The following is a 16187-nucleotide window of genomic DNA, read 5'->3' on the forward strand; positions in this document are numbered from 1 at the left end:
ATGAAAAAACTGTTACTCGTTGTCCTGTTATTGCTGGTTGTGCTGGGCATTGCCGCGGGAGTGGGAATGTGGAAAGTTCGCCATCTGGCGGACAGTAAATTATTGATTAAAGAAGAGACGATTTTTACGCTGAAAGCGGGGACGGGCCGCCTGGCCCTGGGCGAACAGCTGTATGCGGACAAGGTTATTAACCGTCCGCGCGTGTTCCAATGGCTGCTGCGTGTGGAACCCGAACTGTCGCATTTTAAGGCCGGAACCTACCGTTTTACACCCGACATGACGGTTCGGGATATGCTGCAACTGCTGGAAAGCGGCAAAGAGGCGCAGTTCCCGTTACGTCTGGTTGAAGGGATGCGCCTAAGCGATTACCTGAAACAGCTGCGCGATGCCCCGTATATCAAACATACGTTAAGCGACGATAGCTATGAGACTGTGGCCCAGGCGCTGAAACTGGAAAACCCGCAATGGGTGGAAGGTTGGTTCTGGCCAGATACCTGGATGTATACCGCCAATACGACTGACGTAGCGTTGCTAAAACGCGCGCATCAGAAAATGGTTAAAGCGGTGGATACTGTCTGGGAAGGGCGCGCTGATGGCCTGCCTTATCAGGACAAAAATCAGCTGGTAACCATGGCTTCTATTATTGAAAAAGAGACTGCGGTTGCCAGCGAGCGTGACCAGGTGGCTTCGGTGTTTATTAACCGTTTACGTATCGGTATGCGTTTACAAACCGATCCGACGGTGATTTACGGTATGGGGTCACGGTATAATGGCAAATTGTCGCGCGTGGATTTAGACACCCCGACCGCTTATAACACCTATACCATTACAGGACTGCCACCTGGCCCGATTGCCATGCCGGGAGAGGCATCGTTGCAGGCCGCGGCACATCCGGCAAAAACGCCGTATCTTTATTTTGTGGCTGACGGTAAAGGTGGCCACACGTTTAACACCAATCTTGCCAGCCACAACCGGTCCGTGCAGGATTACCTGAAAGTGCTTAAGGAAAAAAATGGGCAGTAACTATATCGTCATCGAGGGCCTGGAAGGCGCCGGAAAGACCACCGCGCGTAACGTAGTGGTAGAGACACTTGAGCAACTCGGTATTCGTGACATGGTTTTCACCCGCGAACCTGGCGGCACGCAGCTGGCTGAGAAACTAAGAAGCCTGGTGCTGGACATTAAGTCGGTGGGTGACGAGGTTATCACTGACAAAGCCGAAGTTCTGATGTTTTACGCTGCGCGCGTACAGCTGGTCGAAACCGTTATTAAACCTGCGCTGGCGAAAGGCGCGTGGGTAATTGGCGATCGTCACGATCTGTCTACTCAGGCGTATCAGGGCGGTGGACGTGGTATCGATCAAAACATGCTGGCAACCCTGCGCGATGCAGTACTCGGCGATTTTCGCCCGGATCTGACTATCTATCTGGATGTGACGCCAGAAGTCGGGTTGAAGCGTGCCCGTGCACGCGGCGAGCTGGATCGTATTGAGCAGGAATCTTTCGATTTCTTTAATCGTACCCGCGCGCGCTATCTTGAGCTGGCTGCCAAAGACGCTAGCATTCGCACTATAGACGCTACGCAGCCGCTGGAGGCTGTGATGGCTGATATTCGCAATACCATCACCCAATGGGTGAAGGAGCAGGGTGCATGAAATGGTACCCATGGTTACGACCGGATTTTGAAAAACTGGTGGCCAGCTACCAGGCGGGTCGTGGTCACCATGCGTTACTGATTCAGGCGTTACCTGGAATGGGCGACGACGCGCTGATTTACGCCCTCAGCCGCTATTTAATGTGCCAGCAGCCGGAAGGACATAAAAGCTGCGGACAGTGCCGTGGCTGTCAGCTGATGCAGGCGGGGACACACCCTGACTACTATTCGCTGCTGCCAGAAAAAGGCAAAAGCACGCTGGGGGTTGATGCTGTACGCGAAGTCAGTGAAAAGCTGTACGAGCATTCGCGTCTCGGCGGTGCGAAGGTCGTATGGATCCCCGATGCCGCCCAGTTAACCGATGCCGCCGCCAATGCCCTGTTGAAAACGCTGGAAGAACCCCCGGCGCAGACCTGGTTTTTCCTCGCCAGCACAGAGCCAGCTCGTTTGCTGGCGACATTACGCAGCCGTTGTCGGTTACATCATCTTGCGCCACCTCCTGAGTCGTATGCTATCTCCTGGCTTGCTCGTGAAGTGACTGCGTCGTCAGAAGCGCTGCTTAGCGCGTTACGTCTAAGTGCCGGTTCGCCAGGCGCGGCACTCACGCTGTTACAGGCTGAAAGCTGGGCGCACCGTACAGATTTTTGTGCGGCACTGGTGAATACATTAAACGCCGGTGATTGGTATATCTTGCTCGCGGCGTTAAACCACGATCAGGCTGCCGCCCGTTTACACTGGCTGGCAACGTTGTTTACGGATGCGTTGAAACGCCCGTATGGGATTGCCCATTTAACCAATCCCGATGCCCTGGACCTGATATCTTCCATCGCAGAACGGTTATCCGTTGCCCAGATACAGGCGATACTCGGTGACGTTTGTCATTGCCGTCAGCAGTTGCTGAACGTGACGGGCGTAAACCGCGAGCTGGTATTAACCGATCTTATTCTTCGTATTGAGCATTACCTGCAACCAGGCACCATACTGCCTGTTCCCCATCTTTGAGAGAGACATTATGTTTTTAGTCGACTCACACTGCCATCTTGATGGCCTGGATTATCAATCTCTGCATAAGGACGTTGACGACGTGCTGGCGAAAGCGGCCGCACGCGATGTGAAATTCTGTCTTGCCGTTGCAACCACCTTGCCAGGATACTGCAGTATGCGTGAACTGGTTGGTGAGCGTGACAATGTGGTTTTTTCCTGCGGCGTGCATCCGTTAAATCAGGATGAAACCTATGATGTTGAGGAGCTGCGTCGTTTTGCCGCCGAAGAGGGGGTTGTGGCGATGGGAGAAACCGGGCTGGACTATTTTTACACGCCGGAAACAAAGGTGCGCCAGCAGGAATCTTTTATCCACCATATTCAGATTGGCCGTGAGTTACAGAAGCCAGTTATCGTGCATACCCGCGATGCGCGAGCCGACACGCTGTCTATTCTGCGCGAAGAAAAAGTGACGGATTGTGGCGGCGTACTACACTGTTTTACAGAGGACAGAGAAACGGCGGGCAAATTACTGGACCTTGGATTCTATATCTCGTTTTCCGGCATCGTCACGTTCCGAAATGCAGAGCAGCTCCGTGATGCCGCCCGCTATGTTCCTCTGGACCGGTTATTGGTCGAGACGGATTCTCCCTACCTTGCGCCTGTACCGCATCGTGGAAAAGAGAACCAGCCCGCCATGACTCGTGACGTTGCAGAGTACATGGCCGTAGTGAAAGGTGTTGCCGTTGAAGAACTGGCGCAGGCAACCACTGATAACTTTGCCCGCCTGTTTCACATCGACGCTTCTCGCCTGCAATCTGTTCGTTAACTGACTTTTTTTAAAGCTCGTAATTAATCACTAATGCGAGTAAAGTTCACCGCCACAAAATGGGCGGTGAATAACCAGCTTGACACATTCAGAAACGCATTTTATCGGAATGTGCGGATTTTGCGGCCATTCACGACTGAACTGTGATAGCCGTCAAACAAAAACAAACTGAATTATTTTACTCTGTGTAATAAATAAAGGGTACTTAGATGCCCTGTACACGGCGAGGTTCTCCCCCCTCGCTAATGCGTGAGAACGTAGAAAAGCACAAATACTCAGGAGCACTCCTAATTATGTTTAAGAATGCATTTGCTAACCTGCAAAAGGTCGGTAAATCGCTGATGCTGCCGGTATCCGTACTCCCAATTGCAGGTATCCTGCTGGGCGTCGGTTCCGCTAACTTCAGCTGGCTGCCAGCCGTTGTATCGCATGTAATGGCAGAAGCGGGCGGTTCTGTTTTTGCGAACATGCCGCTGATTTTTGCTATCGGTGTTGCGTTAGGCTTCACTAATAATGACGGTGTATCTGCACTGGCATCCGTTGTTGCTTACGGCATCATGGTTAAGACCATGGCTGTAGTTGCGCCGCTGGTTCTGCATTTACCTGCTGAAGAGATCGCAGCTAAACACCTTGCTGATACGGGTGTTCTCGGGGGGATTATCTCCGGTGCGATTGCAGCGTATATGTTCAACCGCTTCTACCGTATTAAATTGCCTGAGTATCTTGGCTTCTTTGCGGGTAAGCGCTTCGTTCCTATCATTTCTGGTCTGGCTGCTATCTTCACAGGTGTGGTTCTGTCCTTCATTTGGCCGCCAATCGGTACTGCTATTCAGACGTTCTCCCAGTGGGCTGCATACCAGAATCCGGTCGTGGCGTTCGGTATCTATGGCTTCATTGAACGCTGCCTGGTGCCGTTTGGTCTGCACCATATCTGGAACGTTCCATTCCAGATGCAGATCGGTGAATACACCAACGCTGCAGGTCAGGTGTTCCACGGCGACATCCCTCGCTATATGGCGGGTGACCCGACTGCGGGCAAACTGTCCGGTGGCTTCCTGTTCAAAATGTACGGTCTGCCGGCTGCTGCTATCGCTATCTGGCACTCTGCTAAACCAGAAAACCGCGCGAAAGTGGGCGGTATCATGATCTCCGCGGCGCTGACCTCGTTCCTGACCGGTATTACCGAGCCGATCGAGTTCTCCTTCATGTTCGTGGCGCCGATCCTGTACATCATCCACGCGATTCTGGCTGGTCTGGCATTCCCGATCTGTATCCTGCTGGGTATGCGTGACGGTACGTCGTTCTCCCACGGTCTGATCGACTTTATCGTTCTTTCCGGTAACAGCAGCAAACTGTGGCTGTTCCCGATTGTCGGTATCGGTTATGCGATTGTTTACTACACCATCTTCCGTGTGCTGATCAAAGCGCTGGACCTGAAAACTCCGGGTCGTGAAGATGCCACCGAAGACAGCAAAGCAGGTGCGTCAGGCGAAATGGCTCCGGCTCTGGTTGCGGCGTTCGGCGGTAAAGAAAACATCACTAACCTTGATGCGTGTATCACCCGTCTGCGTGTCAGCGTGGCTGACGTTGCCAAAGTGGATCAGGCTGGCCTGAAGAAACTTGGTGCGGCGGGCGTTGTGGTAGCTGGTTCCGGTGTTCAGGCGATTTTCGGTACTAAGTCCGATAACCTGAAAACTGAAATGGATGAGTACATCCGTAACAGCTAAGCAGTAAGACATTGGGGAGAACTAAGGCAGCCTACGGGCTGCCTTTTTTATTGCATTAATTAGCCTGAACGCGAATCGGCGCGGTGACGGCGAACAGCCACGGACGAGCCTCTGCATTCACGCGAGGGGATAACGTCTCTCTGACCTGCTGGTGGTAATTATCAATCCATTGCTTTTCAGCTTCACTCAACAGATGCAGTTCAACCAGATTCAAATCAATCGGCACCAGCGTCAGCGTTGAGAAACGACAGAAGCCAGGGCGGCTATTGATTATTTCCACTTGGTTCTCAATACGGATCCCATATTGCCCGGCCAGATAGTAACCCGGTTCGATAGTGATGATATTGCCCGCGACCAGAGGCCAGGGGTTTACTTTCTTGGCAATGCGATGGGGTTGTTCATGGATAAGCAACTGGTGGCCTACGCCGTGTCCTGTTCCATGATCAAAATCCAGGCCTAAATCCCACAACGCCCGACGGCTAAAGGCATCCAGTTGATGGCCCTGAGTGCCGCTGGGAAACTGCAGTGAAATAAGCGACAAAAAGCCTTTCAGCACGGCGGTGTAATGCAGACGACGTTGCGGATCCTGTGGACCAAACGCGAAGGTACGCGTCGTATCCGTCGTACCATTGTGGTACTGGCCGCCGGAATCATTCAGATACATGGCCTGCGAGGTAATTGGCGTATTGGTTTTTTCACTGGAGTGGTAATGACACATCGCCGCATTGCTGGCAGAGGCCGATATCGTGCTGAAGCTTTGCTCAATAAATCCCGGCTGCTGCTGGCGAAATTCCAGTTGCTTCGCCTGGGCTTCCAGTTCGGTGACCGGATTGCCAGCCGCTTCGCGCAAAGGGACTTCATGGGCCAGCCAGGCAAGGAAATTAACCCAGGCTGCGCCATCTTGTTCATGGCATTCCCGATAGCCCGCCAGTTCAACGTCATTTTTGTGGGCTTTCATCAAGGTGATGGGATCAGGGGCCCATAAGACGTTGCCACCGTGTTCTTCAATGGCAAAACGCAACGCAACCGGGGCGTAGTCTTTATCGACCAGGAAGCGTTTCCCACTGGCCAGTTGCTGGCAACGTACCAAGAAACTCTCTTGCGGGGCCAGCGTGAGCGTGTTCAGCAGTGATACGGGGAGTTGCTGCGTTTTGTTGCTATCCACAAACCATTCCAGCTCACCGCTGCGATGGAGCAGGGCAAACGAAAACGGTACTGGCACCATAGCCAGATCTGAACCGCGTACATTCAACAGCCAGGCAATGTTATCCGGCAGGGTAATTGCCAGTACGTCAGCCTCATGTTGAGCGAGTTGTTCCACGACGCGGGCACGCTTTTGCGTGCTGCTTTCCCCGCTGATTTCAATCGGCATTTCACGAATGATGCCGCAGGGGGCTGCCGGTCGGTCAAGCCACACCTGGTCAAAAGGATCTTGCTCAAGAGGTACCAGCTCGCAATGAGTTGCCGACAAGGCTTCAAACTGGCTGTTGACCATCAGCAGCGGTTCAAAGCCGATACGTGTACCCGCTGCAACGTGAGACTGCAAATAGTCGGCCAGCGGTTCATCGTGTAAATGATGAATTTCAAAATCATCCAGCGAGACTTCATTGCGTACCTGGACCTGATAGCGTCCATCGACAAACATTAACGCACGGTCCTGAAGGACCAACGCGAGGCCGGCAGAGCCGCTAAATCCGGTCAGCCAGGCCAGTTTATTGTCATGCGGCGTACAATCTTCGCTTTGATGAGCGTCGGCGCGCGGAACAATCATGCCATCCAGCCCCTGCGCTATCAGCAGGTTGCGCAGGGCGGAAAGAGGAGTTGAGTTGTGCATAGTTAACCTTCAGGTCTTAACGGAACGGCGGTTCGTTGAATGTACGTAATTTACGGGAGTGCAGTCGGTCGCCTTCAGCACGCAGACGATCGATAGCCCGGATACCTATTTGCAGATGCTCAGAAATAGCACCTTCATAAAAACGGTTGGCCTGACCAGGTAGTTTGATCTCACCGTGCAGCGGCTTGTCGGAAACGCACAGCAGCGTGCCGTACGGAACGCGGAAACGGTATCCCTGAGCGGCGATGGTGGCGCTTTCCATATCGATAGCCACCGCGCGACTGAGGTTGAAACGCAGCGCAGAAGCGGAATAGCGTAGCTCCCAGTTACGATCGTCGGTGGTGACGACAGTACCGGTACGCAAGCGCTGTTTAACTTCTTCACCGGGCATACCGCTGACTTCTTTGGTGGCGTCATACAGGGCGCGTTGTACTTCCGCAATGCTCGGAATCGGAATATCCGGCGGTAGTACGGCATCCAGAACGTGATCGTCACGCAGATAAGCGTGGGCCAGAACATAGTCGCCAATTGCCTGGCTTTCACGCAGACCACCGCAGTGACCAATCATCAGCCAGACGTCAGGACGCAGTACGGCCAGATGATCGCAAATGGTTTTGGCGTTAGACGGGCCAACGCCGATATTGACCAGCGTGATCCCCTGACCGTCAGCCGTGATTAAATGCCAGGCGGGCATCTGGTGTTTCTTCCAGGCGAGATCGGAGATGGCTTCTTCTGGCGCTTCGGTTTCGGCGGTGATCCAGATCCCGCCCGCACAAGAAAGCGCGATATATGGGCTGTCCGGGTCGAGGATCTGGCTGCAACCCCAACGCACAAACTCATCGACGTAGCGGGTGTAGTTGGTGAACAGCACAAAAGGTTGAAAATGTTCAACCGGCGTTCCCGTGTAATGACGTAGTCGCGCCAGCGAAAAATCCACGCGTCGGGCATCGAAGTGAGACAGCGGAGAAAATTCCGCCGGATGAAAAATCCCGTCTGCCGTTTCGTCACCAATCTGCGACAATTCAGTGGTGGGGAAATGGCGCGTTAATCCGGCGCTCATCGAGCGATCCAGCGTCAGTTCTGAACCGTCAATCACATAGGGATAGGGGATTTCATGCTGCGACGGCTCGACGGAGATATGCGCATCATAATCCTGATACAGCAGCGTGAGCTGTTCTTCAAGATACGGACGAAAAAGCGACGGGCGGGTAATCGTAGTGGTGTAGCTGCCCGCATGGGTAAAACGACCATAGGCTCGGGTTTTCGGGGGATTGGTGGCGATGCCATCCCAGGTGACACACAGTGATGGGTAAACAAAAAGACCGTTATGGCGGGCGATTACATCAGGGAGCGTCCCTGTTTCAATATACTTACCAATGGCGCTACGCAGTGCTTTAACCGACTGCTCGTACAGCGCGTCCAGTTTATCCAGTGCCTGAGCCGGGGTCAGGCTGGAGCCCTTATTGTTCATGTCTGTCTCCTTGTTCCACAGATGTACTGCTCTCCCGATAGTATGTCACAGGAATGTGAAACAAAAGTCAGACGTTGAGGAAGATTGCGCGAAGACCGGACGGCCTCCGCACCCTGGCTTAACCGTGCTGCTTATCCCGCATCAGCAATGCTGTAGTCGCGGAAATAAGACAACCCGCCATCAGATAAATGGCTACACTGTGCCAGTCTCCGCCGGAGAATGTTACCAGTGCAGCAGCAATGAAGGGGGTAAAACCGCCGCCAACTACGCTTGCTACCTGATAACCAACGCCTGCGCCGCTGTAGCGATAGCTTGCGCCAAACAAACCGGTAAACATAGGCTGCTGTACGCAGACCACCATATCGTGTGCAATGTTGGCCAACATAATCGCGAAGAACACGATCCAGAAAATGGATTGTGCTTCTAACGCCATAAAGAACGGGAATGCGCTAAGCGTCCCGACCAGTGCGCCAGTAATGTAAACGCGCCGGCTACCAAAGCGGTCGGCGAGCCAGGCAAAGCAGGGGATGGTCAGACAGCTCAGTCCACCAACTAACAAGCCGATATTCAGAAACAGTTCGCGAGGTAAGCCCAGATTCTGCGTGGAGTAATTAAGGGCAAACGCGGTGACGATATACATCGTCAGCAGTTCACACAGGCGCAGAGCGATAATTTTCAAAAACGCACCTGGATGACGGATTAATGCCTCGACTACCGGTAGTCTCTTTTTCTCTGTTTGCGGTGCCTGCTGCTGCTGTTCGAATTCGGCCGATTCATCCATTCGGTTACGCATCCACAATGCGCCCAATACCAGCACGATGCTGAACAGGAATGGAATACGCCAGCCCCAACTCAGGAACTGCTCATCGGAGGTTTGCGAGCTAATCAGCGAGACCAGACCGGTAGAAAGTAACAGTCCGACGCCGTAACCAACCTGGACGCCGCTGCTGTAGAAGGCTTTTTTATTTTTCGGCGCGCTTTCGACCGAGAGCAACGCTGCGCCACCCCATTCACCGCCAACGGCGAACCCCTGAACGGCGCGCAGCGTCACCAGCAGCACAGGAGCCCACCAGCCAATGGTGTCAAAAGAGGGAATAATCCCGATCAGCGCAGTGGCAATACCCATCATCCAGACGGTAAGCATCAGCATACGTTTACGGCCCAGACGATCGCCGAAGTGACCGAAGATCACCCCGCCTAACGGACGGAACAAAAATCCGACGCCAAAGGTAGCAAATGCGGCAAGTGTCCCCATCGCTGGGCTGACCTGCGGGAAGAACTCGCGGTTAAAGACCAGTGCGGCAGTAATGCCATAAAGCAGAAAATCATACCAGTCGACCACGGCACCCGCGAAGCTGCCAAGCGCAGCGCGTCGGGCGCGGTTAAGCGAAGAGGCGTCCTGTTGGGGACCCGTGGAGGTGAGGGTGGAATCCATAGTTATCCTGTCTGTACTGTTTTTTAGTTATTAGTATTTGAGTTGGGTTACACACATTGCAGTCGCAATATTAACGACCGTTATGAGATTACCGCGACAGACGGGAAGTGAAAACGATTATCTCCCTCATCTGATGGCAACATGAAAAATAAGATGAATGAAAAATCTGAATCTGGTGGAATCGTGGCCTGTCAGGAGTGTTCTGATTTCAGGCGGAGCATTAGGAATACTGTATTTGGGGAAGCTATAAACCCACTTTCATAATGGTATACGGAGATTCAGTGAAACCACATCGCTCATAAGCACGAATCGCACGCCCGTTATCTCCGTAGACATATAAGCGAAGCTCCAGTGCCTTTTGTTCAAAGTGCGTGCGGTAGCCCAGCGCATTAAGCAACATCGCGTCGGCCGGTGTGGCCACGGATTTGTAATGTCATGAATGATTCCCATCCTGGTAATAAATTGACGATTACTGAATTATATCAAAACTGTCAGTGATACAGTGGGATGCGAATATTTCAGAGGCTTTTCAGTATGAAGATTGTTTTTATCCCTGCGTTGATCGTGGTCCTGATTGATAAAGAACAGGACATAGGACGGGAATTGACCCGCGATGAGGTTGAGTCCATTCGCGATGGCGCTACAGCCATCCGCCTGCCGGCCGAAGCAGCCGAGGATATAATCAGAGAGCGTGGCTACCGCGATATTGATCCTGAGAATGTCTGGCGCGAGTGGCAGGCGTATAAAGCTGACTGAATGTCGATGGGAACACACTGCTTTAGTGCCATATGAAAATTGTGCACTTACACGGATGCTTTTGTTCAGCAGTTGGCGTGGAGCTGAGGGGCAACTTTGAGCGAATAGTAGACTTTTGTAATAAGAACTGTATGGATGTTGCTAGCAATGCCGTATGTTAATACGCTGGTAGTAGGTAAAATTATTTATCTTCGTCATAGTAAAACCCACTAAAAATGGAGATGAAATAGTCGTATAACTAAGTATAATAATTTTCATCTATTGAGATAAAAACTCAATAAATTTAACTTAGTTCAACTCGAGGTATTCATGGGGTTTTGGGATGCAGTTGGTAAATGTGCGAAGGTAGCAGGAAAAGGAGCTATGGCTGTAGGGAATAGCTTGTTAGAGACAACTCGCGAGGCCTCTGAATTAGCTGACGCCTGGGAGGGTAAAGACAAAGCATTTATTCATAATAAATATAAAAATGGTAATGTGGTAGAAAAAATGGCAGCCACTAAAGTTGCAAAACAAAATGGCTGGAAAAAATAGAATGTAATAATACTTGATGTGAGCTGTACCCTATAAAGTTAGTGACCAAATTTTATGATACAGCTCATTCTAGAGTGGGAAGGAAGACTGTTATTGGATACGTGCTTTAAGGCATATACTTTTTTAATGATTCTACCGCAACAATTATGAAATCTGTCGATATTGAGGGTCAGCTTTTGGCACTTAGCTACCATAAGACGGTCAAGCAACTCACCGGACATTTCTGTTTCGCAATGAAGGCACCTTTCTGCATTGCGTCGACAGATACGCCATTGCCTAGCTTCTTACAGCCAGTCCCCTAGGAGTAGTGTTATTCAACAAGGCCGTACGCTACCCCACTTTTAGCATTCGCTGAAGTTCATGATCCATATATTCATCTACAGCATTGACATTAATTCCGCCTGCTTTATACCAGACATGGAGTTCTTTAATCGCCAGAGTTCCAAACCTCGCCCAGCCGATGAGGTTCGTTCTCAGGAGGAACTGAATCATTTCGCCTCCTGAACGAAGTGCTGCATCTCCTGCATCCATCAGACACAAGGTTCCATGCGCCACAAGCAACATTCGCCTGAGTTCAGGGTTGTTTGCAGAAGGAATACATTCACCCCAAGCCTTCTTATGGTAGCAACGTTGTTTAACCGTCCAGGAGATCCGCACAAGCAACTCAGTAATCATGACGGGGATCGCCATCGCTAATCCATGCCGTAAGTCGTATCCTTTCTCAAAAACTTGGACGGCGACGGTAGCGAAAGACTGGCGATGCTGACCAAATTCACCCACGTTAATAAACTGAAGTAATGAAAAGAAAGGAATAGGGATACCAGAGCCTCTCCCTGCTGCACCGGAAGAGCCCGCCATATCAGAAAAAAGGTGACCAAGCCAGTTTACGAAACCACTGAATACCTTAGAGACAACGTTATTCCCTTTAAGCTCAAAAGTCTCGGTATCTACGGAAACCAGTTTTCCATCTGCAACAAAATGTGCTGTGCTGGTAAATTGGTCAAGGATCGAGAAAAATAAACCGACTAAATCCGGGGAGTGGGCGAGACTCTTAATATGGTGATTCTTCGTGTTCATCCTGAACAGACCGTCGACATCTCCTCCGTGCCGATGGTCATAGTTGACCTTGAATTTCCCCTCAAGAAAACCGATAGCGCTTTTTGTCGGATTTTGTGCGTTTTTACCTCCCTCCCACCCTAATGCTGAGGCGAATTTCTCGACGGCATTGTCCACTGCATTATCCGCAAGCCGGGTCAATTTCCCTTCACCTGGCGCACCTACGAGAAAAATATCGATGAGTCCGCCAATAACGCCACAGGTGCCAGCGATCATGTAATCATATTTGTCGCAGCGGGCAGTCTTTAAGGTGAAGTCTTCCTGAATGCGTTTTTCCAAGGCAATTCTCTGGGTTGGAGACATCAGTGCACTAAACGGATCGACCGTTAAATCGATTTTGTGCTTATGGGCATAGTGCGAGACAGACTGAGAATAGGTTTCCCAGTCCATATTACTGGTGAACGCTATTGTTTCTATCATCGACAGTTTACTTACGCTGGACGATGAAGGGTGCAAACCGGATTCAAGGTAATCGCTGAATTCGCTGGAAACCGTTGTGTGGATATTCTCATTAAACGTGATACCTGAGTGTTCCAGAACACCGTCCATAGCCAGAATCATTTCATCTAAAGCGGCATCAGTATCAGTTTGCAAAGCGTTAAGCGCTTCCAGAGCGGCATCAAGGTCAGCCAATTGATGCTCGCTTTGTTCAAGCTGGTGTTTTTGCACCAGCAAGGCCGATACCTGAGTATCCGGTTTTTTCATTATGAGAACAGCCCAGTCAGTTTGCCTTTGATAACATCCCCCGCTCTGAAATAGCCGATGCCTTCAAAGATGGTGACAAGTTTTTCTAATTGCTGAGTGGATGCGTCTTCTTTTATCTGAAGTTTTTTTACTTCAACGCTCTTACCATCGTGTTGCTCCTCAACAATACATTCTTCATAGAATGAAAGAACAATATCATGGAATTGTTTTTTGGTGGGTTCCCGTGTCAGTGAACTGAGTTTGGCCTCATCAAGATAGACAGGACACTTAAGTTTGAGAGCACTGTTTTGCATTTTATTAGATTTCTTGTTCAATTCATCCGCCGCGCCGGTCAATGCATTCATCATCTTCTGGAGCTTTTGAATTTTTTCTCCTTGCCGATTGTGCGCATCCAGGGCGTCGTTAAATTTTCGAGAAATATAATTGAGGTCATTGATCAGGGCAGACAATGTAGATTGTGTCTGCTTGATGACTTCATTAAGCATGAGTTCCCGGCGCTTGGTTTTATCCAGCTCATTGGCACCCGTAAGATGGCGGATCCCTTTATAGGCTCCCACCCCTATTAACACCGCGACGCCGATACCCGTTGCCATACTTGAAAAACCCAACACGCCGCCAAGTCCAAGTGTTGCAAGGCCAGAAGTGATCCCTGCCGCGGACATACCGATGACAGAGCCAGACAGATAGACAGCAGCGAGGGGCACACCTACCGCACCTGCTTTTGCCGTAAGTTCTTTCATACTGCGTTTCAGCGCATCGTCGGAAAAATCTTCCCGTAATAGCTTGAAGTCTTGCTGAATAGCCATCACTGCGAGCTCTATTTCTTCGTCAGTTACGTCCAGCAGGGGCTGTACTTGTTGAAGAAAGGGAAATTTTTTATATTCGCCGTCATTAACACTCATGTAGATGCTAATCAGGTCTTTAACAAGAGAGATTTTTATTGATTTGTTATGACTTGGGATGCATTCACGGTCAATGCTCGCAATTAATTCTACAACTGGTATCTGACTGGATTCTGCACCGATATAGCTACGTAGCGTAAATCGGGATTCGGTCATTAACTCAAGTCGGGTCATCAGCGAGAGAATTTCGGCAAACTCTTTTTTATCAACCAGATCATCATCGAAGAACGCCATGTTCACAATGATTTTGACATACGCCACTTTGAGCGCTTCTGACATTTCGGCAAGTGTGATGAGCTGATCTTCTTCTTTGAACTCGTCAAAGTGACTAATGATATGCTCCAGAACGTCGCTCAGCTTTTTATAGTCGCACTCCATCAAGCCTTTGAGTTGTTTTACCTCGCCACTTTTTAGTCTGAGGGAAACAGACTCAGTTCGCTTCTCCTTGCCTTTATCATTTACCGTGACATCTTCTATATATTCTACTGCTTCAATATTGTTGTAGAACACGTCATAAGGACTTTCAAACGTTTCTTTTACGACCAGCTTTTCACCAGTAAAAACGATGCCATCTTTTGCGCTGCCAAATACAGTGTTGTCATAAATGGCTAGCACAGCATTCAAGTTATCGGCAACATTGAATGCCTTAGCAACGTTATTCAGTTTTTTTTCAGGGATGCCAGGCGCAACAAAAATATTCTTACTCACCGAAGGTAAATTTTCCTTAAGGAAGGTATTAACGTTACTCACAAATTTCTCCTTATTCGTTGCAGTGGGTCGACGAATAATTGCCCCGATTTTTCAAAGCGTGATTATCTCCACCAGGAGTGTCACATCTTGTCATTAGCACATAGGTATATGATTGAATATAAAAAGGAGTATGCCATTTAGGCAAGTAAATCATTCACGAAATACTAAAAGGATACATGAGGCTGTTCTATCTCTTGAGCGAAATAAAATATAACCATCTATTAAATAAAGAACTTAAGTAAAACACCATCAAATCATAACGAGATGTCGCGTGCTGGAAGCTGTGAATTATGTGACGATTAACGCTTAAAAAGGAACTCAACGCATCGTCCGCTGTTGGCACGAAGCTGACGTTTACTATGCTCTGCAGGATGGCTCGACACCTGGATTATTATTTCAGAGATCAGCGCTGACTTTTTTCTCGCATCCAGGCAGCAGAATGAGGCAAATTTTTAACACCCGGCCATGGCTTGCACGGCCGGGTAATGGCTAAGAATGCGCGTAAATAAAAGGTTATGCCACTTATGTGCCTAAATGTTTATTAAAGAATGGAATAATCTCCGACAGCGCTTGTGCCGTCGCTTCCGGACGATCATACAGATCATAGTGAGATACCCCTTTCACAACCTGCAGTGTCTTCTCAACGGAGCGCGCACGCTGATAAAGTTCATAACCGTCGCGATAAGAACCGAAACCGCCAGGAACATCGCCGATAACAATATGTAATGGCTGTATCAGTAGCTTTTCCGTAAAGGCAAAAGCATCCCAGTTTAAGGCCGGTGCGGTGCTGGTAAGTCGCAATTTGTTAGGCGAGCCTGGCTTTTGCCCACGCGGGGTCGTGTAGTAATCAACTGCCTCAATGATGTCGATATCGTTGATGTGCGCATTCGCCAGTGCTTCTGCATTGTCAGGAATATAACCGACAACAAGAGCAGCGGCCCCCCGAGCTTCAGCAGTGCGCTGTTTACCCAGCGCGTCAATCGTTCTGAGCGCGGCATCCGGACTGGAATCCCCCTCACGCATAATGCGCCCATAATTGGCGGCAACCACGGTGGCAACGGCTTTGAAACGGTGATCAATGGTAGCGGCGCTGACGGCATATCCACCACCACCACACACGCCTAAAACCCCAATACGATCTTCATCCACGTAGGCTAAAGTCACCAGATAGTCTATCGCGCAGCGAAAGTCTTCCACGCGGGTGGATGGGTTTTCGCTAAAACGTGGTTCACCCCCGCTTTCACCCTGGGTAGATGCATCGAAAGCAAGAGTAATAAACCCCGCTTCAGTCAGTTTCTGGCCGTAGACTACGCCGGATGTCTGTTCTTTACAACTGCTAATAGGATGGGCACAAACAATCGCCGGGTATTTCTGGCTGGCATCAAATCCCTCAGGTAAGCGGAGAGTGGCGGCAACTTGCCAGCTGTTGTGCCGGAATGAAACGACTTGTTCATGAGACATAGCAGGAGTTCCTCAAGTTAATGGCGACGTTCTGAG

At 50.2% G+C, this 16187-nt stretch carries 13 protein-coding genes; 7 read left to right on the top strand and 6 right to left on the bottom strand.

Annotated elements, in window-relative coordinates:
- From yceG to ptsG, 5 genes are all read left to right on the top strand, one after another.
- Positions 1 to 1023 (top strand): cell division protein YceG, encoded by a 1023-nt coding sequence (yceG, locus tag OGV71_RS03590; RefSeq protein ID WP_003036266.1) that lies wholly within the window; start codon positions 1 to 3, stop codon positions 1021 to 1023.
- A complete protein-coding gene (gene tmk, locus OGV71_RS03595) occupies positions 1013 to 1654 on the top strand; it encodes a dTMP kinase (protein ID WP_003036268.1) in 642 nt (213 codons plus the stop codon). The genes yceG and tmk overlap by 11 nt, the downstream gene beginning before the upstream one ends.
- Positions 1651 to 2655 carry a DNA polymerase III subunit delta' gene (holB, locus tag OGV71_RS03600; protein ID WP_137348247.1) on the top strand — a complete coding sequence of 335 codons (1005 nt, stop codon included), beginning with the start codon at positions 1651 to 1653 and terminating at the stop codon, positions 2653 to 2655. The genes tmk and holB overlap by 4 nt, the downstream gene beginning before the upstream one ends.
- A gap of 10 nt (positions 2656 to 2665) precedes the next feature.
- On the top strand, positions 2666 to 3463 hold the full coding sequence (locus tag OGV71_RS03605; RefSeq protein ID WP_204583732.1) for a metal-dependent hydrolase: 798 nt from the start codon (positions 2666 to 2668) through the stop codon (positions 3461 to 3463).
- 293 nt (positions 3464 to 3756) lie between these two features.
- Positions 3757 to 5190 (top strand): PTS glucose transporter subunit IIBC, encoded by a 1434-nt coding sequence (ptsG, locus tag OGV71_RS03610; RefSeq protein WP_003036277.1) that lies wholly within the window; start codon positions 3757 to 3759, stop codon positions 5188 to 5190.
- Positions 5191 to 5245: 55 nt separating this feature from the next.
- On the opposite strand, the gene OGV71_RS03615 is transcribed toward ptsG, so the two are convergent.
- The 3 genes from OGV71_RS03615 to shiA all read right to left on the bottom strand — a co-directional run bounded on the left by OGV71_RS03615 (position 5246) and on the right by shiA (position 9930).
- Positions 5246 to 7024, bottom strand: coding sequence for an aminopeptidase P family protein (locus OGV71_RS03615; protein WP_204583730.1), 1779 nt, complete (start codon positions 7022 to 7024; stop codon positions 5246 to 5248).
- A gap of 16 nt (positions 7025 to 7040) precedes the next feature.
- Positions 7041 to 8495, bottom strand: coding sequence for an AMP nucleosidase (locus tag OGV71_RS03620; RefSeq protein WP_016149940.1), 1455 nt, complete (start codon positions 8493 to 8495; stop codon positions 7041 to 7043).
- 118 nt (positions 8496 to 8613) lie between these two features.
- On the bottom strand, positions 8614 to 9930 hold the full coding sequence (shiA, locus tag OGV71_RS03625; RefSeq protein ID WP_204583728.1) for a shikimate transporter: 1317 nt from the start codon (positions 9928 to 9930) through the stop codon (positions 8614 to 8616).
- A 534-nt stretch (positions 9931 to 10464) separates the two neighbouring features.
- Between shiA and OGV71_RS03630 the strand changes: the two genes are divergently transcribed.
- Together OGV71_RS03630 and OGV71_RS03635 are read left to right on the top strand one after the other, a co-directional pair.
- Entirely contained in the window at positions 10465 to 10686 is a 222-nt protein-coding gene (locus OGV71_RS03630; protein ID WP_003036289.1) for a hypothetical protein, read from the top strand.
- Between the two features lie 309 nt (positions 10687 to 10995).
- Complete coding sequence (locus OGV71_RS03635; protein ID WP_128298903.1) at positions 10996 to 11217, top strand: hypothetical protein; 222 nt, start codon at positions 10996 to 10998, stop codon at positions 11215 to 11217.
- 330 nt (positions 11218 to 11547) lie between these two features.
- On the opposite strand, the gene OGV71_RS03640 is transcribed toward OGV71_RS03635, so the two are convergent.
- The 3 genes from OGV71_RS03640 to OGV71_RS03650 form a co-directional block, all read right to left on the bottom strand.
- Positions 11548 to 13038, bottom strand: a complete 1491-nt coding sequence (locus OGV71_RS03640; protein WP_268043866.1) for a hypothetical protein — start codon at positions 13036 to 13038, stop codon at positions 11548 to 11550.
- A complete protein-coding gene (locus tag OGV71_RS03645; protein ID WP_268043868.1) occupies positions 13038 to 14690 on the bottom strand; it encodes a hypothetical protein in 1653 nt (550 codons plus the stop codon). The genes OGV71_RS03640 and OGV71_RS03645 overlap by 1 nt, the downstream gene beginning before the upstream one ends.
- A gap of 522 nt (positions 14691 to 15212) precedes the next feature.
- The gene (locus OGV71_RS03650) at positions 15213 to 16151 is read right to left on the bottom strand and encodes an alpha/beta hydrolase (protein ID WP_286532607.1); all 939 of its coding nucleotides are present in this window, start codon (positions 16149 to 16151) and stop codon (positions 15213 to 15215) included.
- Positions 16152 to 16187: the final 36 nt, after the last annotated feature.

It is taken from the genome of Citrobacter sp. Cf088 (assembly GCF_030334295.1).
In the GTDB taxonomy this organism is placed as follows: domain Bacteria; phylum Pseudomonadota; class Gammaproteobacteria; order Enterobacterales; family Enterobacteriaceae; genus Citrobacter; species Citrobacter freundii.